This window comes from Desulfatiferula olefinivorans, from assembly GCF_054657895.1.
Genome location: NZ_BAAHXV010000020.1, coordinates 49804 through 71073 on the forward strand (window position 1 = coordinate 49804; position 21270 = coordinate 71073).

The window sequence follows — 21270 nt, forward strand, 5'->3', positions numbered from 1 at the left end:
CCTGTTCAAAAGCCCAGGCGGTGCTTGGCGCAGGAAAACACACGCAGCGCGACGTCCGTGACGCGCGCAGGGAAACGATCGAGGAGGAAGGGGCCTGGGCCCTGATCACGTCCTGTGATACGGTGGTTGTCGCCAAAGGAAAATCCATGGTCGAATGGACGCCTTCGGCCGATAACCGGGACGAAATCCTCAAGGCGGCCATGGGCCGGAGCGGCACCCTGCGGGCGCCGACCGTGAGGGTGGAAAACACCCTTGTCATCGGTTTCAACGAGGCGGTGTACGCCCGCTTTTTTTCATAGCGTGTCACCGGGAAAGATAAAAAGTCTTTGACGCGTCCCTGCGGGCGCACGTATAATGTTCGGCATTATCCCGGCTCCTGTCCTGTCCCGTCGGGAGTCATCCGTCTGAAACACCTGTCTCATGATACAGCCGCCCCGGGGCGTTCCCGGAGAAAGCAACGTGATCGCATCGACCCGAAATCAGAGGAGGAACGCATGGAACGTGAAGCCTATCAGGACATCATCGGTTTTGCCGTCGAGTGTGAACTGGAAGCCGAAGCCTTTTACGAAAGCATCGCCGCCCGGTTGAACAATCCGACGCTCAAAGAACTGTTTACCCAGTTCGCCAAAGAGGAAAAGGGCCACCAGGCCATCTTGAAAGAGATTTACAACAAGCCCGACAACTACAAGTTGTTCGACGGCTCCAAAGATTACAAGGTTTCGGAAACCATGGAGTTTCCGGTTCTTTCCGATACCATGACGCCGGCGGATGCCTTCGCCATCGCCATGAAAAGCGAGGAGATGGCCGTGACCCGCTACCGGATTCTTTCAGACGGCTGCGCCGATGCGGACCAGAAAAAGGTTTTCGACAATCTGGCGGCCATGGAATCGGAACATAAACACAAGATGGAACAGGCCTTTGTCAATGCGGCTTACCCCGAAGTGTGGTGACGGCGGCATACCCTGTGCAGATCTTTCTTTTACCGTCACCCGATCGATGACCGGTCGATTCACCCGAAAAAAGGAGGTCAGTATGAATACATGGAAATGTGAACAATGCGGTTACCAGTTCAAGGCGGATGCTCCCCCTGAAACCTGCCCGTCCTGCAAGGCCAAATGCGCCTTTCTGGATGTGACCGTCTACACTCCGGACAGACAGTTCGAAAACGCGGACAACCGCATCAAGCCCAGGCCCGACAAGTAGGGGCGATTCGACAATCGCCCGCTTGGCTGATTCGACACTCGCCCCGACGCGGCGGAAGAAGACCATTCAGGCCCCCGGCAGCCCTGCCGGGGGCCTGTTTTGTTTGACGGTTTCGTAAGCCTTCCCGGTTAACCCCGGGGCGTCAGGGCCGGATCGGGTCATGGGTCCCGGAGCACGCGATGGACCAGGGCGGTCAGGTCCGCTTTGCTGAAGGGCTTTCGGATGAAGCCGGAAAGGCCGCTCTGTTCCATGGCCTCGGCATCCTCGCCGGGGGTGAAGCCCGAGGCCAGAATCACCCGGACATCGGGCCGGAGTCGGATAAGGGCCTCGAAGCAGTCCCGGCCGTTCATCACCGGCATGATCATGTCGAGGATTACCAAATCAAAGGCGCCCTCGTTCTCGATGAACCGGTCCAGGGCTTCGCGGCCGTTTTCGGCGCAGACCACATCGTAACCCAGCCGGCCAAGAATGGTCGAGGCGATGTCGCGCATGGCTTCTTCGTCATCGGCCAAAAGGATCCGCCCGATGCCTGACGCGGGGGTGTCGGAGGGCGGGATCTCGGGTGCGTCCTCCGATCCGTGAAGCACGGGGAAGAGAAGATGGAAGCATGTGCCCCGGCCCGGTGTGCTGGTGACCCGGATGCTGCCCCCATGCTGTTCGACGGTTCCGAAAACGGCGGAAAGGCCCAGACCGGTTCCCTTGCCCTGTGCTTTGGTGGTGAAAAAAGGCTCGAAAATCCGGGGAAGATGATCGGGGGCGATGCCGCAGCCGGTGTCGGCGATGTCAATGGCGATGTGGGGTCCGGGCATCAGGGTGAATCCGGCCATCCGGCAGGCGCTCTCGTCCAGAAACACCCGGCGCAGGGTGACGGTGATCGAGCCGCCCTCGGGCATGGCATGGGCGGCGTTGATCAGAAGGTTGAGCAGGGCGTTGTGCAGTTGGGAACCGTCCCCCAGAATCCGGGCGGGGGTTTCGTCCAGAGAAACGGTCAGCCGGATGCGCCGGTCGATGGTGCGCTCGATGATGGCCAGTGCGTCCCGGATCAGCCGGCTGACGTCCAGAGGTTTCATCTCCGCGGCCTGCTTTCGGGAAAACATCAAAAGCTTGGCCGTCAGGTCGGCGGCGCGCTGGGCGGCGCGGATGATTAAATCCAGGTACCGGGCGGTTTCCTCGGTCTGCGAGACGACGTCATTGAGCAGCTCCGCCGAGCCCAGGATGGCGCCGAGCATGTTGTTGAAATCGTGGGCCACCCCGCCGGCCAGCTGGCCCAGGGCCTGCATTTTCTGGGACTGGCGGAGCTGCTCTTCCAGGGCGTATTCTCCGGTGACGTCCCGGAACACCAGGACCACGCCGATCATCTCCCCTTTGGCATTTCGGATGGGCGCTCCGGAATCGGCGATCTGGTGTTCCTTGCCGTCGCGTGAGATCAGCAGCGTATGGTTGGCGAGCCCCACAACGGCACCGGTGCTTAGCACCCTGGCCACCGGGTCGTCCACGGGTTTCCGGCTGTGGGCGTTGATGATTACGAATATGTCGGAAAGGGGGCGGCCCAGGGCCTGGTCCACGGACCAGCCGGTCAGGGCCACGGCAACGGGGTTCATGCGTACGATCCGGCCCTCGGTGTCGGTGGCGATCACCGCGTCGCCGATGGAATCAAGCGTCACCCGAAGGCTCTCCTCGTTTTGCCTCAGTTTCTCCTCGGCCCTTTTCTTGTCGGTGATGTTGACCGTGGCGCTCATGATCACCGGCTGGTCGCCCCAGTCGATCATCCGGCTGGCGAACAGGCTGTGAAAGATGGTGCCGTCGTTGTCACGGAAGCTTATTTCGCGAAGCGGGCAGGTCCCCGTCCGCCGGAGTTCATCGACGATCCGGGCCCCGTCTTCAGGGTCGATGTGGCGGCCAAGCTCTTCCATGGTTCGTCCGATGACGGCGTCCCGGGGGAGGTTCACGGTTTCACAGAAATACTGGTTGACCAACAGGTACCGCCCGGAAAAATCATTGATCACGCATGAGAAGGGAGCCATCTCGAACAGGGTGGAGAACCGCTCCCGGCTGGCGGCCAGTTCCGTCTCCATTTTCTTTCGGGCCTCGATGTCCACCATGGACACCACGATGCTGTCTCCCACCACCGTGGCTCCGATCAGAAAGACCCTGTCCGATCCGTCCTTGCACCGGATGGTGTATTCACCCTGCTCGATCCGCCCCCCGGTGTCGATGGCCTGGGCCAGGGCCTGGTCCCATTTTTCCCGGACCTCTATGCGGTAGTCCGGGTCCGGATAGACGGTCCGGAACCAGGCGTCGGCATCGGGGATGTCGGCGGAGGTGTACCCGGTTATCCGGGAAATGGCCTCGTTGAACCGCAGAATCTCGCCCCCCATGCCCACCTCGATCAACGGAATCGGAGCCTGGATAAACAAATCGAGGTAACGTTTGTCTTTGCGCGTGATTTCCTCGTGGGCCGCCTTGAGCCCTTCAACCTTTCGGGCCAGGTTTTTCCGGAGAATCTGGGTGACGATCAGAAGGATAACGACTGTGAGGGCGGCGGCGGCACCGATGAGCATCAGCCGTTTGCGGAGGACGGGCGACAGGCCCGCGTCGGGTTTGAGGGCGATCCACCGGTCCCGGGTCGCATTGAGGGCAGCGGAGCCGATGGCGGCAAGGGCCTTGTCGACGGCGCTGTAAAGGTCCGGATACCGCCGGCTGACGCCGATGCGAAACACAAAATCGTAGTCCAGGGTTCCGGCGACATGGAGGCTGCTGATGCCGTTTTGAACGATGTAGTGGGAGGCCACGGCCAGGTTTTCCACATAGGCGTCCACCTTGCCGAAGGCCACGGCCGAAAGCCCATCCTCCACACCGGGCACGGGAACAAGGGTCAGTCGGTCTCCGGCTTCCCGTCGGAGATAGTCGACGGTGGCATAGCCGTCGACCGCGGCCACCTTAAGGCCGTGAAGGTCCGCCAGGGACAGCTGGTGCCCCAGGCGATCGGTGCCGATGATCACCACCGGGACCCGGGCGTAGGGGCGGGTGAACAGAACAAAGTGATTTCGTTCGGGCGTCTGGACGATGGTGGGGGCGACGGCGCAGGTTCCGTCCTTGAGGGCGTCGAGATGGGCGGTCCAGTCCTTGCACACCTTTTTGGTGAACGTCACCCCGAGGCGCTTTTCCACCAGGCGGATGATATCGGCCCCCATGCCGGTGAAACGTCCCTCGTCATCCTGATACTCCAAAGGGGGAAAATCCGGATTGAACCACAGTTCCACCCGGGGGGCGGTGCCGGCCAAGGCGGCCCGTTCGGCATCGGTTAAACGCAGGTCCGTCTGGACGTCGGCCCGGGCGGCCGAAACGGTGAGAATCATGGACAGAGTCAGGCCGGCCCATCGTAAGAGAGCCCGGGCGCCGGTACGGTCTGGGTGTGTCATCATCAAAAAACCTCGGTCGGGCTCGATCAAGACCCTGCGGCGGTCCGGCCTTGTCGATGGGTTTCGTGTGTGTCGATGTCGTAAGCGTTGGGGAATTACAGCGAACGGAAAAATTTCGGATATCCTATCACATCACCGTATCGTTTGCACTCATGAATTCTTTGATACAGGGTTATGACACGTTGGACAAACGTCAGGCCGTGAATCCATAAAGGATGATGGTCATCGGTCCAATACCTTCGCGGCAGTGAGCTGCACTGAGATGTCAATCCTTATGACGATTTCGGTGCCCGTTCCGGGGACCGAGTGGATGTCCAGCCGTCCTCCGATCAGATGGACCCGTTCCTCGATGCCCTTGAGGCCCATGCGTCTGTCAAGGACGGCGTTGGGCAGGCGCTCATCGACATCGAACCCCACCCCGTCGTCCTTGATCGACAGGGTGATATGATCGGGGGTGGCCACCAGGCTGACCACCACGTTTGCGGGCCGGGCATGGTTCCTGACGTTGTTCATGGCCTCCTGGAAGATCCGGTACAGATTGATTTCCGTGGTATCGTCGAAACGCCGGTTTTTCATGCCCGAGGTGTAGAACGACACGTGGACCGAGCCGTCATTGAAAAAAGTGTCGCATAAAAGTCCCATGGCGTGGACAATGCCGAATTCGTTGAGGCTGGGCGGCCGGAGATTGTATGAGATGCTCCGGACGTTGTCGATGGTGCTGCGAAGGATCCGGATCGATTGCCGGACGTCGGCTTCCGCGTCGCCGGTTTTTTCCGCCGCGAGGTTGTCCAGAAGAATTTCCTGCCGGATCAGCAGGGCGGCCAGGTCCTGGGCCACGCTGTCGTGAAGATCGCAGGCAATGCGCTGCCGTTCCTTTTCCTGGATGCGAAGGTTTTCCCGGGTCAGGATACGGATGCTGTTTTCGGCCCGGCGGCGTTCGTTGATTTCCAGGGCCAGGGCCTCGTTGGTAAGGCTCAGGGAACGGGTGCGCTCCGTGACCAGGGCATTTAATTCCTCTTCCTTGATCAGGCTCGCCCGGGTGACCAGCCATTTTTCCGTCAGGGCCGAGGCCAGCTGTTCGACCTCGCAGGTGTCGAACGGCTTCTTGAGAATCAGAACGTTCGGCGTGGGACCGAGTTCCCGGGTGATGTCCTGGAAGGAATAGTCCGCGTAGGCCGTGCACAGCACCACCTGGACAAAGGGGTCGTCCCGGAGGATGTACCTGATGGTCGCAAGGCCGTCCATGCCCGGGGGCATGCGCATGTCCACGAAGGCCAGCATGAAGGGTGATCCGTCTTCTCGGGCCTTGCGGATCATGGATAGGCCGTCTTGGCCCTGGAGGGCGAAAGACAGGCGGTAGGGCGGCGCCGGGACGGACTCGGGGCCCGGCGGCGTCATGTCGAAATAATCGGAGGCCAGGTGATCGATGGCGGCGTAGGCGTTTCGGTTCGGACTGAGGATTTTCAGGAAATCCTGATGGATGTCGGGGTTGTCGTCGATGATCAGAATGGGTCTGGGAGCGCTGCTCTGGTGTATCATGGCCGGCCTGTCTCGGGTTCGATGGGAAGTTTGAGTTCGAACAGGGCGCCCTGATCGTTTCCGCCGCTGAAGACGGAAAGGCTGCCCTGCATGTCCTGGGCGAACAGGGCGCAACTGTGAAGGCCGAACCCGTGCCCCTGTTTCTTGGTGGTGAAGCCGTGGTTGAAAATCCGGAGCTTGTGTTCCGGAGGAACGCCGATGCCGTTGTCGCTGACATGGATGACCAGAAACCCGTCTGCGGTCTGTCGGACCGAAAGGCCGATGACCCGCTCGCGGCCCCTTGTTTCGCGTAGGGAATCGATGGCGTTGTTGATCAGGTTGGTGAGAATCTGAATGACCTTGTGCCGGGAAAGACGGAGCCCCGGCAGGTCACAGGGTTCGTAATCCAGCCGGATGTGATGCCGGGACAGGGCGTCGCCGCAGAACTGGACGGCCGTGCGGATCAGTTCGTCGACCGGGACACGATCCGCGAGGTCTTCGGACTTGCTGTAACGCTGCTGGCAGGTGACGATGTCGGTGATATGGGCCACATGCCGGGACAGGGCCTCCATGTCCCGGACCAGGGCCTGGTTTTCTTCGTCAAGATGGCCGGACAGGGCCGTGAGAAAGGCCGCCATCTTTTCGCCTCGGCCTTCCCGGGTCAGATAGTCGCTCAGCCGGTCCCGGTTTTCCTCCATCTCCCGGGCGATCCGGCCGATGTGAGAGACCCGGGACTCGAAGACCCGCCGTGACGCCGTCGTGATGATCACATTGATGCTGTTCAGGATGTTGCCCACATTGTGAAGGACATCGATGGCCGTTTCGGCCATGCCCGCCCGGTGGGCGGTGTCGAGCAGGATGTCGTGTTTCTTCCGGATTTCGTCGCGGGACTGCTCAAGGGCCTCGGCCATGTGATCGATGGCCCGGCTGAGCACTTCGAGTTCGTCGCCGGTGCGGATGCCCGACCGGACCGACAGATCTCCTTCGCCGATCTGATGGGTGGTCCGGGCCAGAAGGCCGATGGGCCGCGCCATGCGCCGGGCAAGAATGAACGAGACCACAAGGCTGGCCGTCACCGAGGCCAGGGCGATCCAGAAGGTCCGGGCGTAGAGGGTTTTAAGGTCCCGGCGGTATTCGTCCGTGGACAGACCGATGTGGATGTAGCCCCATCCCATGCCTGAGAACGTCACCGGGTAGGACGTATGGAACACCTCCCTCTCCGCGACGGGACTGCGGGCGATCAGGACCGGCCCGGGGGAAAGCTCCGAATGGTTTGCCCCGGATGTCTGGTGCCAGGCGTTTTTTTGGTTGACGATGGCCGAACCGTCCTTTCGGCCGAAGATGACATACAGAACCAGGGGATTCTCGTCGATGACCCCCAGGCTGTTTTCAATGGCGTCACCGTAATCTTCGAGGACAATGGCGGTGGAAATGACAGGTGACAGGGCCGAATGGATCAGTCGTGCGTACCGGGTCAGCCCGGCGATGATTTTCCGTTTCTGGGCCGGGATCACCGACAGCCCGAAGACGATCACCGTCAGGACCGCGATCAGCCCGCTCAGGGTGAAAAAACGAAAAAAGAAACGTTTTCGGGGCGGCGGATCATCGATGGGGGGGCGGGTCGTTCCCATGGCCGCCTTACTCCCCGTGTCCCGAAAGGGTCCGGTGGGACCGGTAAAGGGCCTCGATGGTGGCGATGGATTCGGCCCGGTAGGGAGACACCCCGTTGACCCGGAACATGGACAATATTTTCCGGCCCTCGGGATCGCCGGGCAGACCGTCGATGAGCGCAAGCATCAATTCCCGGGTGGCCGCATCGATGCCGTCGACGATGGCGAACAGGCCGATCAGAAAGTCGGGAGACTCGATCAGGGTCGTGAGCCGGGCTCCGATCTGGGGATTGAGTTCGGTCATCACCGCGAAGGTCGAGGCCTGGACGACACAGGCGTCGGCCTTGCCGAAAAAGACCTTGAGTATGGCCTGGGATTCTTTTTTCACGGTGGACAGCGATGCGAAAAAATCACGGCCGCCGGGCAGGGACCGCTCGAGAAGCAGGGTGTCCAGCCACATGGCGGACACCTTCCCGTGGCCGGCGGTTTCGAGCAGCATGGCCGTGTCCCGCAGATCGTCAAGGGAGGTGAAACGATCCTTTCGGGTCAGCAGGACGAAGCGGGTGATGGCCGAGTCCCCGAGGGTGGCGGCCCGGACCGGTATCAGCCTGTTTTCATGACGGGTCGTCAGGTAGTCGAGGGTGGTGACCCCGAGGCCCTGAATCCGACCCGCACGGATGGCCAAAATGGCCGAGTCGATGTCCGGGTAAAGCGTCACGTTGCCTTTGTGCTCCGGATATTTTTCCTTGAACCGCGATTCGAAGATCAGACGGATGGCGATCTTGGCGTCTTCGATGGACACGCCGGTGAACGAATCGATCACATAGCCGACGTTGACATGGATTGCCGGTCGGTCGGCCGGGTTGCAGGCAGCCGGACAAGGCCGAAGGACGGAAACGGCGACCGTCAGCATGGCCAGGGCGGCCGCTGTCCGGAAAAACAAGGCACGGAAAACACCGGGTCTGCGGTGTGTCGTCATGAGGCCTCCTCCGTTTTGTCAAGGGCTTTTCCGATGATGGTGTCGAGGGCGGCCCGTGATTCGATGTGATGGTAGAGGGCGCTGACGTGACGGATTTTGACGTAGGTTTCGAGGATCAGCGTCTCGGTGACCTTGTCCAGGTCGATGACCTGACGGTCATAGGCCTTCATGCAGAGGATCCGGTTCTCTTCGGCACTTTGGACCGCCTCCGTGATATCGAGGATTTCGCGGGCATGGCGGTCGATGAGGATCAGGGTCTGCCTGATCCTGAGGGCCAGACCTTCCTTGAACAGGAGTTTTTTCTGTTCGGCCGCGGCCAGGCCCGTCCGGGCCGCAGCGATTCGGTTCCGGGTGAGAAAGCCCTCGAACAGGGGCAGGCGCAGGTAAAGGCCCAGGGAATAGCCGTCCCGGTTGCTGTCGGTCATCAGCCCGTCGCGGCCGTCGGTGTCCATGGCGAACAGCCGGCCTCCCACAAATACGGTGGGCAGCCTTGCGCCTTTCCGTTCATCCACGGTCAGCGTATGAAGGTCGATTTCGGCGGCGATGGCCGTATGGTCCGGGTTGAACACGTAAGCCTCGCTGATCAGAACCGCAGGGTCCGCGTCGAGCGGTTCGAAAGGCAGGTCGGTGCCGGCCGCCGTGATTTCTCTGTCGTTTCCCAGTCCCAGGGTGTTGGTCAAACCGGCCTCGGCCAGATCGAGGTTGCTGTCCAGAGAGGATACATAGGCCCGGAATCCGGCGGTGATGGTCTTGATGCGCAGGTAGTCGCTTTTGTCGACCGTGAGCGACCCGTCGGTGTAAAAGGCTTCCGTGATCCGAAGGAGCGTTTCGAAATGGGCCAGCATGTCCCGGCCGACGGCCTGAATCCGACGGGCCAGCACCACGCCGTAAAACAGGCGCTTGACGTCGCAGAGTATCTCAAGATCCGTGCGCCGGGCGTTTTCACGGGAGATGTCGATGCCGATGGACGCTTTCCGGACAGCCTGCTTTCGGCCGCCTGCGAGCAGGGGCCAGGTCATGTCCACCGAGGCGGACCGGATATCCCGGTCCGTCAGGTCCACGGTGAGATCGCCCAGGCCCGGTGCGGAAAAGGCGAACCGGGGTTTTTCGTCAAACCGGACCATGGAGGCGTTCAGGATAAAATCCGGAAAGTATGATGACAGGGCCTGTTTGTATTGAATTTCGGCCAGTTCGACGGAAAGGGCGGAAATGGCCCGATTCCGGTTGTTGGTAAGGGCGATCTGCACACAGGCGTCAAGATCAAGGGCGCTGGTGCCGTTGTTTCCGGCCCGGGCGAGGGGTGCGCCGAGCATGACGGCGGCCGTGAAAAGTATCGGCAGAACATATCGTGAAACACGTCGCATATCGTAACACACATCCCGATCCGTTTACTGGGCAGCGTCGCCGGGGAGCAGGGACAGAGGCGGTCTCCTCACATCAACGACGCGTGAGGCGGGCGGAGACGGGTTGGCCCAGGTGGGGGTCCATGTCGGAAGGGTAGGCGCCGCGGGGGTGTCCGTCCTGACCGGGGCTTGCCCATGAGGGGTTCCCCGGACCGACGTATTCCTTTCGGAGTATCGGGTTGCGGAACGAATCAGGCCGGAAACGATGGGCGCGATACCGTAAAAGGCGCTCTATACCATTTGAGGTGTTGCCTGGCAAGACATAATTTCGCCGGTGCCGGGGCAATCGCATGTTCCACGGTGATGCTCCGGATGTCGATGCGCGGCACCGTGTGACATGCGAAGGCATCTCCGGCTTTTCTCCTTTGATAGCCGGAACGGAAACATGCCCATGACAGATGGGTTTGCCCGGTCGACCGGAAAAAATGGCCTTTTCTGCCGAAAGCATCCGTGCTATTAAATTGAAAAACAATTCGTCCGGATTCGACGGACACCTTCTTATTCCCGGAAAACCCGGCAGCACCCTGCGGCGCTGTCGATGGAAAACAAAACGAACGATCGCCGATCCTGATTCGCCGGGGCGAAAACCTTCCGGGTTTTAGCCGCAACGGGTCAGCTTTAGGGAGTCGACCAATGTGTGAAACAAAACAATCCGGCCCGCCGGATCAACGGTGGACCGAGCCCAAGGTCCCTACTCATATCCCCGGCCTCGACATGATCCTGAACGGAGGGGTCCCCAAGGGCGCCATGACCCTGCTTGCCGGGGGCCCCGGCACGGGAAAGACCATGCTGGGCCTTGAGTTTCTTTACCGGGGAGGGCGTTCGGGCCGGCCCGGGGTGCTTCTGACCTTCGAGGAAAAAGATACGGCCCTGCGCCGTTATGCCGCCTGTTTCGGCTGGGACCTGGCTGAGTTGGAACAGCGGAACCTTCTGTCGATCATTCCGGCCCGCATTCAGCCCGAAGCGGTGCTGTCCGGTGATTTCGACCTGAAGGGAATCCTGGGCCTGTTGTCCGCCAGGGTCGAGGCGCTCGGGGCGGAATGCCTGTTTATCGACGCCCCCGACGTGTTCCTTCGCCTTCTCGACAACCTGTCCAAGGAGCGGGCCCAGATTCATGCCGTGTACACATGGCTCCAGGACAGGGGCCTGACCTGCCTGATGAGCGTCAAGGGAGACACCCGGCGCGAATCAATTCATCCGTACGACTTTCTGGAGTACATGGCCGACTGCGTGGTTCATCTGGACCAGCGGGTCGTCGAACAGATTTCCACCCGTCGACTGCGCATCGTCAAATACCGGGGGTCCGATTTCAGCCGGAACGAGTATCCGTTCAGCATCTCGAAAAACGGGGTCTGGATCATCCCGGTTACCCGGGCCAGCCTCCGTCACCGGGCCCTGGGTGAAAACCTGCCCAGCGGGATTCCCGGTCTGGATGATCTTCTGGGCGGCGGGTACCGACGGAATTCCTGCACCCTGATCTCGGGCAGTTCGGGCACCGGCAAGACCACCTTTGTCTGCTCGTTTGCCCGGGCCGTCATCGCTCAGGGGGAGCGCCTGCTTTACCTGAACTTCGAGGAGTCCTGGGACGCCCTGGTCTCCTGCATGATCAGCCCGGGTATCGACCTTGACGCGGCCATGGCGTCGGGCCGTCTTGAGTTTGCGTCGGCCATGCCCGAATCCCAGGGCATCGAGGAGCATCTGATCGAGGCCTTTGGCCTGATCGAGACCTTTGAGCCGAGGCATTTGGTGGTCGACGCCATCTCCGCCTGCCGGCGCATGGGCTCTCGGCACGCGGCCTTCGATTACCTGCTTCGCCTGATCGATCACTGCAAGCAAAAAGGCATCACCGCCCTTCTGACCAACCTCGTGGGCAGCCGCGATGCCGCAGACGAGATCTCCGGCATCGACCTTTCCTCGGTCATCGACACGGTGATCGTGCTGCGCAATCAGGAGGAGGCGGGCCGGTTCGTTCGAAAACTGGCCGTTCTGAAATCACGGGGGCGGGCCCATTCCAACCGGATCCATGAGTTCACCATCAGTGATCGGGGGATCGACTTCCTCAAAGGAGAAGGTGGCGATGACTGATGCCCTGACGACCCATGATACCCGTGAAAAACAGGTGGTGCTGCGTCTTTTTGTCGCGGGCGATGCCCGGAACTCCATGCGCGCCAGGGAAAATCTCCGGCGTTTTCTCGATGAGACCCCGAAACTTCGCTGTGACCTGGAGATCATCGATGTTCTGGTACAACCCGAGGTAATGATCGAGCAGAATGTGTTTCTCACGCCGGCCCTCCAGCGCTTGAAACCGCAGCCGGAGCGATTGATTTACGGAAACCTGGATGATGTGACCACACTGAACGATTTGATCGTGTAAGGAAGACCATGCCCATGGGCTCCAAGCCGTCCTACGAGGAACTCGAACGCCGACTGGCTCACGCCGAGAGCGCCCTTGCGGCGCTTCAGAGCGGTCAGGTGGACACCATCGCCGGCACCGAGGGACACTTGGTGGTCCGGCTGGCCCGGGCCGAAGCCCAGGCAGAACACATCAAAAACATCCTTTTGACCATCCGAAGGGTTCACCAGCTGCTGGCCGCCGAAGACGATCCCCTGCGGCTGATCGAGCGGGTCTGCCGCGTTCTGATTCAATCCCTGGGATATGATAACGCCTGGATCGCCCTTTTGGACAGTGACGCCCGGACGGTAACGGCCTCGGCCTCCGCCGGGTTCGGGGGAAAATTTTCCCCCATGGCCCGTGCCCTTCAAGAGGGCCGGTTCACCCGATGTATGGACCATACGCTTGATTCGGGGGTGCTGGTCGTCGTCGACAATCCGGACGTGCAATGCCCGGATTGTCCCCTGTCCGGGACCTATTCGGAGCGCAGCGGGTTCAGCACCCGGCTGGAGCATGACGGAAGCATCTTCGGCATTCTCTCGGTGTGTGTGTCACCGGATTACGCGCGAAGCGACGAGGAACAGGGTCTGTTTCGCGATCTGGCCGGGGACCTGGCCTTCGCCCTTCACCGTCTTTCCGACGCCCGGAAACTCAAAGACAGCGAAGCGGCCGTCCTGGCAGGCGCCCGCTATCTGGACACCATACTCCGGACCTCGGCCGACGGGTTTATCGTGATCGACGACCAGGGGGTGATCATCGACGCCAATGAGGCCTACGGCGCCATGTCGGGCTATGATCTTACCGAGCTGATCGGCATGACCATCGCCGACCTGGACGCCGACGAAGTCTCGTCGGAGATCCTGGCCCGGGTCCGGCGCATTGTCGAAAACGGCTCCGAACTGTTCGAGGTCTGTCACCGGCGCAAGGACGGCAGCACCTGGCCCGTGGAGGTTTCCGCCTCCTGGCTGGACGAGGAGGGCGCCGGACGGCTGGTCTGTTTCTGCCGGGATCTGACCGAGCGAAAGCAGCGGGAAGAACGCATCGCCCTCTTGGGCCAGATGCTCGACGCCGCCCCGGCCTGCATCACCATCCACGACACCTCCGGACGGTTTGTGTTCGCCAACCGGGAAACCTGGCAGATTCACGGCTACGAGGACGAACGGGACTTTCTGGCCGTCAACCTCCATGATCTGGACGTTCCGGAGAGCGAAGAACTTCTGGACGAACGTTTCCGGCAGATCAGCGAACAGGGCGAGGCCCGTTTCGAGGTCCGTCATTACCGCAAGGACCGATCGATCTTTCCCCTTGAGATTATGGCCAAGCTGATTACCTGGGACGGGCGGCCCGCCGTTTTGAGCATCGCCACCGACATCAGCGAGCGCAAGCAGCGGGAAGATGCGCTGAGGGAAAGCGAGGAACGCTTCCGCCGGATTTACCAGCACATGGGCGTGGGCGTGGCCAAGGTTTCCCTGGATTTCCGGATCGAGCACGCCAACGAGGCGTACTGCCGGATGCTCGGATACAGCCAGGCGGAGATCGCGGGCAGGCATCTCAGGGACATCACCGCGCCCGAGATTCTGGAGGAAAACCTGAAAAAGCAGCGCCTTCTGGCCGAGGGGGCGATTGATCACTACCGCATGGAAAAAACCTTTATCCATAGAAACGGCAAGGAGATTTTCGGCATCCTCGACGCCTCGGCGGTGCGGGACGCGGACCACAAGCCCCTGTATTTTTTCGGCAGCGTGGTGGACATCAGCGACCGGAAACGGGCCGAGGAAGCCCTGCGCCGGAGTGAGAACAGGCTTCAGAAAATCTTCGAGGTTCTGCCCATCGGCCTGTGGTTTGCGGACAAGGACGGCCGGCTGATCCGGGGCAATCCCATGGGGGTGAAAATCTGGGGCGCCGAACCCCATGTCGCGCTGGAAGAATACGGGGTTTTCAAGGCCGTGCGCCTGCCCTCCCGGCAGAAGGTCGAAGCGGAGGACTGGGCCCTTTCCAAAACCATCCGTCACGGGGTCACCATCGTCGACGAGCTTCTGGAGATTGAAGCCTTCGACGGCAGGAAACGCGTCATCTTAAACTACACGGCCCCGGTGCTGGACGAGAGGGGCGATGTGGACGGGGCCATCGTCATCAATCTGGATATCACCGACCGCGTGGCCCTGGAAGACCAGCTCCGCCAGGCCCAGAAAATGGAATCCGTGGGACGGCTTGCCGGCGGGGTGGCCCACGATTTCAACAACATGCTGGGGGTGATCCTGGGTCATGCCGAACTGGCGCTGGACAGTCTGTCCCCCGATGACCCCCTGCGAAACGATCTTTTGGAAATCATGTCGGCGGGCCGCCGTTCCGCCGACATCACCCGGCAGCTTCTGGCCTTTGCCAGCAAACAGACCATCGCTCCCAAAATCATCGATCTCAACCGGGCCATCGAGGGCATGATCCGGATGCTGGGCAGACTCATCGGGGAAAACATCCGCCTGGTCTGGATGCCCGGGAACAGGCTCCGGCCCCTGCGGATGGATCCCGGCCAGATCGACCAGATCCTGGCCAACCTCTGTGTCAACGCCCGGGACGCCATCGACGGCACCGGAACGATCACCATCGAAACCCGCAGTGTATCGATGGCCGAGATGCCCCCGGGGGATCATCCCGGCGCGATTCCGGGCGACTATGTGGCGATCATCGTGCGGGATGACGGTCAGGGCATGGATAAGGACACCCTGGAGCGGCTGTTCGAGCCTTTTTTCACCACCAAGGCTCTGGGCAAGGGAACGGGCCTGGGCCTGTCCACGGTGTACGGCATCGTCCGTCAGAACAAGGGCTTTATCACGGTAGACAGCGAAAAAGGATCGGGCACGGTGTTCAGCATCTATCTTCCGGCCCACGGCGGGCACCTTCCGGAAACGGAGGGCCCGACCCCCGTCGATCTTCCCAGGGCCCGCGGTTCTGAAACCGTTCTTCTGGTCGAAGACGAACGGGCCATCCTGACCATGGCCACGCTGATTCTGCGGAAGCTGGGCTACACGGTGCTGACCGCCTCAGGCCCCCGTGAGGCCCTTGAGCGGTTTTCACATGCTTCGGACACCGTGGATCTTCTGATTACCGATGTGATCATGCCCGGCATGAACGGCAGGGAACTGGCCGACCGCCTGTCAAACATCTTCCCCGGTTTGTCGGTCCTGTTCATGTCCGGCTACACCGCCGACGTCATCGCCGACCACGGGGTGCTCGACGACGGCGTTTCGTTCATCCAGAAACCCTTCTCCCGCAACGACCTGGCCCTCAAAATCCGTGAGGTTCTCGACGGAAAGCCGGGCGGACGGCACTGACGTTTCCGTTAAGATTCCCCATCATCCAAACTGGCTGCGGAAGCGGGCCAGCCCAACGGTGAAGATCAGGCTTCCCAGGGCGGCGATGGCGAGGATCTGCGGCCAGAGCAGGGCAAGACCCGCGCCTTTGAGCAGAATGCCGAACCCGGTGTCGATGTAGTAGTGCAGGGGGGAGACGGCCATGACGGCGCGCATCCAGACGGGCATGGCTTCCGGCGGGGTCCAGGCGCCGGACAAAAACAGCATGGGGATGAAGACCAGTACGGTGATCATGCCCACCTGGGCCAGGTTCCGGGCCAGGGTGGCGATCAGAAGACCCAGGCCCGCCGTGGTGAACACGTAAAGGGCCGTGACGGCGAAGAACAAGGCGAGGCTGCCCGTGAGGGGGACGTGGAAAAGCCCTTTGATGATGAACAGGATACTGATGCCGCAACCGACGAGGATCACTACGGTCATGGAAAGAATCTTGGGCAGCATGATCTCGACGGGGGACAGGGGGGAGACCAGCAGCTGCTCCACGGTGCCCCGTTCTTTTTCCCGGACCATGGCGGCGGCGGGCAGCAGAATGGAGAACAGGGTCACGATGGTCATAAGCTCCGAGAGGGTCATGAACCAGGTGTCGTTCTGGTTGGGGTTGTACCAGACCCGGTGCCGGTCGAGGATCACCGGCAGGTTTCCCCGGCTTAGGCCCTCACGGCCCAGGGCGGTTTCCAGGCCGAAGCCTTCGGTGATCTGACGGGCGTATCCGGCCGCGAGGAATCCCAGGACCGAATTGGTGGTGTCCACCTGAATCTGGACGGCGGCGGGGCGCCCGGCGATGAGGTTCTTTTCGAAATCAGGCGGAATGTCGAGCACCGCCATGGCCTCCCCGTGATCGAGCTTTCGGGCGGCCTCGCCCGGGTGATCGAGCAGGCCGTGGAACCGGAACTCCGGGGGCCGGAACCGTCCGATCAGTTCCCTTGAGGCGGCGCTGCGGTCCTGGTCCAGTACGAACAGGGCGGCGTCTTTGAGCTGCATGCTCACCCCGGCCCCGGCGATGTAGATGTCCGCCGTGAAAGCGTAGACGATGAAGGCGGACAGAATCAGATCCCTGGCCAGCTGGAGAAACTCCTTGCCGGTCATCACCCGGAGACGCCTAAAAAAAATCGACAGGCCTGTTCCGTTCATGTGCGTGTCCTCTTGTGAAAGAAAAAATGCCCCAGGGCCATCAGGCCCGCCGCGTAGACCGAAAGGATCAAAAGATCCTTCCAGAACAGGGACAATCCGGCCCCCTTCATGAAACTCGCCGAGACGATGTTTGTGTAATACATGGCAGGGAGCAGATGGGCCAGGCATTTGGCGCTGGTTTCAAGGGACGCGATGGGAACAAGAACCCCCGAGTACAGCACCGCAGGCACCAGGGTGGTGATGGAGGTGACGATCATGGCGGCGGTCTGGGTCCGGACGAAGACCGAGGCCAGAAGCCCGATGCCGGTGGTGCAGATCACATAGACGAAGGTGGCAAGGATAAAGGCCAGGGGGTCTCCCTTGAACGGCGCGCCGAAGATCCGGGTGGCCAGGATGAACAGGACAAGGGCGTTGACCGACGACAGGGTGATGTAGGGAAAAAGCTTGCCCAGGAGAAATTCGGACCGGCTGACCGTGGACACGTAGATGTTGTAGATCGACCCCGTTTCCTTTTCCCGGACGATGCCGAGAGCCGTGAGAAAGGGCGGCGAGGTCATCAATACCAGCATGATCAGCTTGGGGGAAAGGGACCAGATGCTTTTCACGCTCTGGTTGAAAAGGTAACGGGTTTCCAGGGTGACCGGCGTGAGGCGGGCCTCGACCCGGGACCGTGCAAGCCCCTTTCGGCGGGCGAGACTCTCTGCCGGAATGTCCCGGCCGGCGGCACTGTTGATGGCGATCACATACCCTTTGGTGGTCTGAGCCCGGAAGGGGAAGGTGCCGTCGATCAGGGTCTGGACGGCCACGGCCCGTCCTTCGGTCAGGGTCTTTTCGAAGCCGGGGGGAATGACGACGGCGGCCCGGATCCGCCCCTTGGCGATCAGGGTGTCCAGCTGCCGTTCCCTGCCGCAATACCCCATGAAATCGAAATACCGCGAACCGATGAACCGGTAACCGTAGTCCCGGCTCAGGGCGCTTTTGTCATGGTCCACAATGGTAAAGGGGATGTGTTCCACATCCAGTGACAGGCCGTAGCCCAGAAGCAGCATCATCACCACGGGCACCACGAAGGCCAGGGCGAAGAACACCCGGTCCCGCATGATTTCCAGCCATTCCTTGTGGGCCACCGCCCGGATCCGCCTCAGATTCATGCTTTTTTCTCCTTTTCCAACGCCAGCACCCGGTTCACGAACACATCCTCCATGGACAGGGGCCGCCGCGCGGCCGAGGTCATCCGAAGGCCTTTTGTTTTGAAGAGTCCTTTAATCTTCTCGATGAGGGCCTCCGTGTCATGGGACAGAAGATGGATCTTTTTCCCGTAAAGGGCGGCGCCCTCTATCCCGCCGGCTTCGAGCAGGTCCATGGCGGCGTAGGGCTGATCCGTACCGATCGCCAAAAGTGATCCGGCCGAAATCTCAAGATCCCGCTTCATGGCGGACGGGCCGGCGTCGGCCACCAGACGGCCGTCAAACATCAGGGCCAGGTGATCGCAGTGCTCGGCCTCGCTCATGTAATGGGTGGTGACGAGGATCGCCACCTTGTCTTCCCGGGCCAGGCGGTAAAAGGTGTCCCACAGGCGACGCCGTCCCAGGGGATCCACGCCGGAGGTGGGTTCGTCGAGAAACAGCACCTGGGGCCGGTGAACCAGGGCGCAGCCCAGGGCCAGCCGTTGGCGCATGCCCATGGGCAGGCTTCCGGCCAGGGCCTTTTCGTGCCCGGCCAGTTCGGCCATGTCAAGAACCCAGCGGGCCCGTTCGGCGGCGGTTTTTCGGTCCAGGCCGTAGATGCCCGCATACAGCCGGATGTTTTCCATGACCGTCAGATCCGTGTACAGGGAAAAGGCCTGGGACATGTAACCGATGCGCCGACGGATCTCCTGTCCGGCCCGGCCCATGTCCGCTCCGGCCACCATGCCCCGGCCCGACGAGGGGCTGAGGATGCCGGTCAGCATTTTGATCACCGTGGTCTTTCCGGCCCCGTTGGCGCCCAGAAGACCGAAAATCTCTCCGTAGGCCAGGGAAAAACTCACCCGGTCCACGGCCCGGAAGCCTCCAAAATCCCGAACCAGATCAAGGGCTTCGATGGCGTATCCGTCCGGAGTTTTTGTCACGGTTCCGCAAGACCGCAAGGCCGGATCGGGCAGGCTTTCGTTTTTGTTTTTTGGTGCCGCAGACGGCGGCTGGATCAGATGGACGAACACATCCTCCAGTTCCGGCTCCATCGTGTGGATGTCCCGGACGTCAAGGCCCGACAGGGTTTGGGTGAGGTGCTCGGGGGCGGTCGTTTCGTTCTGGTTGTCCAGAAAGACCCGGAAACGGTTGCCCAGGGTTTCCACCTGACCGTAGCGACGGGTGAGGCGGGCCAGCGCCGCCATGGGCGGTTCGGCGGTCAGGGAGGCCATGATGCCCGGCGCCCGGGCCGTGACCTGATCCGGGTCGCCCTGGGAAAGGGTCCGTCCCTCGTGCATCAACGACACCCGGTGGAACCGTGTGGCCTCTTCCATGTAGGCGGTGGAAACGAGAGCCGTCATGCCCCGCTGCCGGAGGAGAAAGGTGAGAATGGCCCAGAAATCCCGGCGGGACACGGGGTCCACCCCGGTGGTGGGCTCGTCCAGGATGATCAGATCGGGTTCGTGGATCAGGCTGCAGATCAGGCCCAGTTTCTGTTTCATGCCGCCGGACAGGTTTTTCATGGGGCGGTCCCGGAAGGGATCAAGGCGCGTCATGGTAAGAAGGCGGTCCTTGCGGCGTGCAAGATCGTCCTCCGGCACCAGACGCAGCCGGGCGAAAAAATCGATGTTTTCATCGACGGACAGCTCGGGATAAAGGTTCAGCCCCAGGCCCTGGGGCATGAATCCGATGCGGGGTTTGATTTTTTCGGCGGACCGCTCCGAGTCGACCGGAAGGCCGAACACACGGATCAGGCCGGCGTCATAGGTCAGCACCCCGGCTATGGCTTTCATCAGACTGCTTTTTCCGGCGCCGTCCGGGCCGATCAGGCCGTAAATCTCCCCGGGGCGGACCACGAGATCCATGTCCCGAACCGCCGGGGTCCGCCCGTAGGCTTTTTGAAAATGGCTGACCTCGATCAGCGGGGCGCTTTCAGGATGATCATTCATGACGATCACCATCGGGGCCGGACCCAGGGCACGGCCTCGTCCCAGCGAATCAGGGCGTCGGCGGGAATGCCGGGGGAGACGGCGTGGTCGGGGTTGTCGTCCAGATAGATTTTGACGGCATAGACCAGCTTGACCCGTTCATCCGGGGTTTGGACCTCCTTGGGCGTGAATTCGGCCTGGTGGGCGATGAAGCGCACCCTGCCGTCAAAGGGCCGGTCGGGCAGGGCGTCCACGTAGATTCGGGCCGGAAGATCCAGACGGACCGATCCGATGTCCTTTTCAGCCACATAGACTTTGAGATACAGATCATCCAGATCCACCAGGGTGTAAAGGGGCGTGCCGGGAGCCACCACGTCGCCGGGATGGGAAATCCGTGTGGTGATGATCCCTTTGGCCGGAGCGTTGATGGTCAGATCGTCGATCAGGCGGTTCATTTCGTCAAGCACGGCCCGGGCCTGGTCACGCTGGGCCAGGGTGGCCCGAACCTCGGCCTGCCTGGCGGTGATCCGTCTGTCTCCCAAGGCGGCCTGTTCGCGGTTTTTTTCGGCCACGACCAAGGCCGCCCGGGCGATGGAAAGGTCATGCCGGGCCGCCGTCCACGCCAGTTCGGCCTTTTCCCCGGCCTGCCTGCCGATGGAACCGTCGCCGGCGAGAGAAGAAAAACGCCCGGCGTCCCTGGCCGCCTGACGTTCGGCGGCCAGGGCCTTGTCAAGAGACGCCTGTGCATGGGCCGTCCCGGCGTCGGCCTGGGCGATCTGGATTTTGACTTCGTTTTTCAACAGCGCCAGGGCCGCTTCGGCCGCTTCATACCGGGCCGTCGCGGCGGCGGCTGCGGCCCGGGCCTGGTCGGCTTTGGCCGCAAGCTGAGGATCATCGAGCCGGGCCAGGATCTGACCCGAGGCCACCCGATCGCCCTCCCGGGCCATCATGGCGCCGATGCGTCCGGGCATCCGTGTGGCCACCACATGGGTGTCGCCTTCGATACGCCCGTTGGCCAGAATCAGACCCGGGGGCAGGGCACTGTCCCGGACGATGATGGTGATGCCGATGTAGACCAGAATCCCGGTGACCAGAGCGGCGATGATCAGGATAAGATAGCGTTTGTCGACGTGGATCGTCATGGAAC

The 21270-nt window shown here is 61.6% G+C and carries 14 protein-coding genes and 1 pseudogene; 6 read left to right on the forward strand and 9 right to left on the reverse strand.

Annotated elements, in window-relative coordinates; all coding sequences use genetic code 11:
* Window positions 1–8: 8 nt before the first annotated feature.
* The 3 genes and pseudogenes from ACYQ11_RS14240 to ACYQ11_RS14250 all read left to right on the forward strand — a co-directional run.
* Window positions 9–299, forward strand: a pseudogene (locus tag ACYQ11_RS14240) (ArsC family (seleno)protein); the annotation flags it as partial.
* A 195-nt stretch (window positions 300–494) separates the two neighbouring features.
* Complete coding sequence (locus tag ACYQ11_RS14245; protein WP_459924469.1) at window positions 495–950, forward strand: ferritin-like domain-containing protein; 456 nt, start codon at window positions 495–497, stop codon at window positions 948–950.
* A gap of 82 nt (window positions 951–1032) precedes the next feature.
* The gene (locus ACYQ11_RS14250; RefSeq protein ID WP_459924470.1) at window positions 1033–1203 is read left to right on the forward strand and encodes a rubredoxin-like domain-containing protein; all 171 of its coding nucleotides are present in this window, start codon (window positions 1033–1035) and stop codon (window positions 1201–1203) included.
* A gap of 158 nt (window positions 1204–1361) precedes the next feature.
* Here ACYQ11_RS14250 and ACYQ11_RS14255 read toward each other — a convergent pair whose 3' ends face one another.
* From ACYQ11_RS14255 to ACYQ11_RS14275, 5 genes are all read right to left on the reverse strand, one after another.
* The gene (locus ACYQ11_RS14255; protein WP_459924471.1) at window positions 1362–4628 is read right to left on the reverse strand and encodes a PAS domain S-box protein; all 3267 of its coding nucleotides are present in this window, start codon (window positions 4626–4628) and stop codon (window positions 1362–1364) included.
* A 219-nt stretch (window positions 4629–4847) separates the two neighbouring features.
* Window positions 4848–6164 (reverse strand): ATP-binding response regulator, encoded by a 1317-nt coding sequence (locus ACYQ11_RS14260; RefSeq protein ID WP_459924472.1) that lies wholly within the window; start codon window positions 6162–6164, stop codon window positions 4848–4850.
* On the reverse strand, window positions 6161–7774 hold the full coding sequence (locus ACYQ11_RS14265; protein ID WP_459924473.1) for a sensor histidine kinase: 1614 nt from the start codon (window positions 7772–7774) through the stop codon (window positions 6161–6163). The genes ACYQ11_RS14260 and ACYQ11_RS14265 overlap by 4 nt, the downstream gene beginning before the upstream one ends.
* Window positions 7775–7781: 7 nt before the next feature.
* On the reverse strand, window positions 7782–8732 hold the full coding sequence (locus ACYQ11_RS14270; protein WP_459924474.1) for a phosphate/phosphite/phosphonate ABC transporter substrate-binding protein: 951 nt from the start codon (window positions 8730–8732) through the stop codon (window positions 7782–7784).
* On the reverse strand, window positions 8729–10096 hold the full coding sequence (locus ACYQ11_RS14275) for a TolC family protein (RefSeq protein WP_459924475.1): 1368 nt from the start codon (window positions 10094–10096) through the stop codon (window positions 8729–8731). Before ACYQ11_RS14275 ends, ACYQ11_RS14270 begins: the two co-directional genes overlap by 4 nt.
* A 672-nt stretch (window positions 10097–10768) precedes the next feature.
* Here ACYQ11_RS14275 and kaiC point away from each other — a divergent pair.
* From kaiC to ACYQ11_RS14290, 3 genes are read left to right on the forward strand one after another with little or no spacing between them, the layout of a single operon-like run.
* Window positions 10769–12220, forward strand: a complete 1452-nt coding sequence (gene kaiC / locus ACYQ11_RS14280) for a circadian clock protein KaiC (protein ID WP_459924476.1) — start codon at window positions 10769–10771, stop codon at window positions 12218–12220.
* Window positions 12213–12509, forward strand: coding sequence for a circadian clock KaiB family protein (locus ACYQ11_RS14285; RefSeq protein ID WP_459924477.1), 297 nt, complete (start codon window positions 12213–12215; stop codon window positions 12507–12509). The genes kaiC and ACYQ11_RS14285 overlap by 8 nt, the downstream gene beginning before the upstream one ends.
* Window positions 12510–12517: 8 nt before the next feature.
* The gene (locus ACYQ11_RS14290) at window positions 12518–15859 is read left to right on the forward strand and encodes a PAS domain S-box protein (protein ID WP_459924478.1); all 3342 of its coding nucleotides are present in this window, start codon (window positions 12518–12520) and stop codon (window positions 15857–15859) included.
* Between the two features lie 21 nt (window positions 15860–15880).
* On the opposite strand, the gene ACYQ11_RS14295 is transcribed toward ACYQ11_RS14290, so the two are convergent.
* From ACYQ11_RS14295 to ACYQ11_RS14310, 4 genes are read right to left on the reverse strand one after another with little or no spacing between them, the layout of a single operon-like run.
* Complete coding sequence (locus ACYQ11_RS14295; RefSeq protein WP_459924479.1) at window positions 15881–17026, reverse strand: ABC transporter permease; 1146 nt, start codon at window positions 17024–17026, stop codon at window positions 15881–15883.
* Window positions 17023–18177: an ABC transporter permease gene (locus ACYQ11_RS14300; RefSeq protein ID WP_459924480.1), complete on the reverse strand. Its 1155-nt coding sequence runs from the start codon at window positions 18175–18177 to the stop codon at window positions 17023–17025. The genes ACYQ11_RS14295 and ACYQ11_RS14300 overlap by 4 nt, the downstream gene beginning before the upstream one ends.
* Window positions 18174–20144 carry an ATP-binding cassette domain-containing protein gene (locus ACYQ11_RS14305; protein ID WP_459924481.1) on the reverse strand — a complete coding sequence of 657 codons (1971 nt, stop codon included), beginning with the start codon at window positions 20142–20144 and terminating at the stop codon, window positions 18174–18176. The genes ACYQ11_RS14300 and ACYQ11_RS14305 overlap by 4 nt, the downstream gene beginning before the upstream one ends.
* Before the next feature lie 5 nt (window positions 20145–20149).
* Window positions 20150–21265, reverse strand: a complete 1116-nt coding sequence (locus ACYQ11_RS14310; RefSeq protein WP_459924482.1) for an HlyD family secretion protein — start codon at window positions 21263–21265, stop codon at window positions 20150–20152.
* Between the last annotated feature and the right edge of the window lie 5 nt (window positions 21266–21270).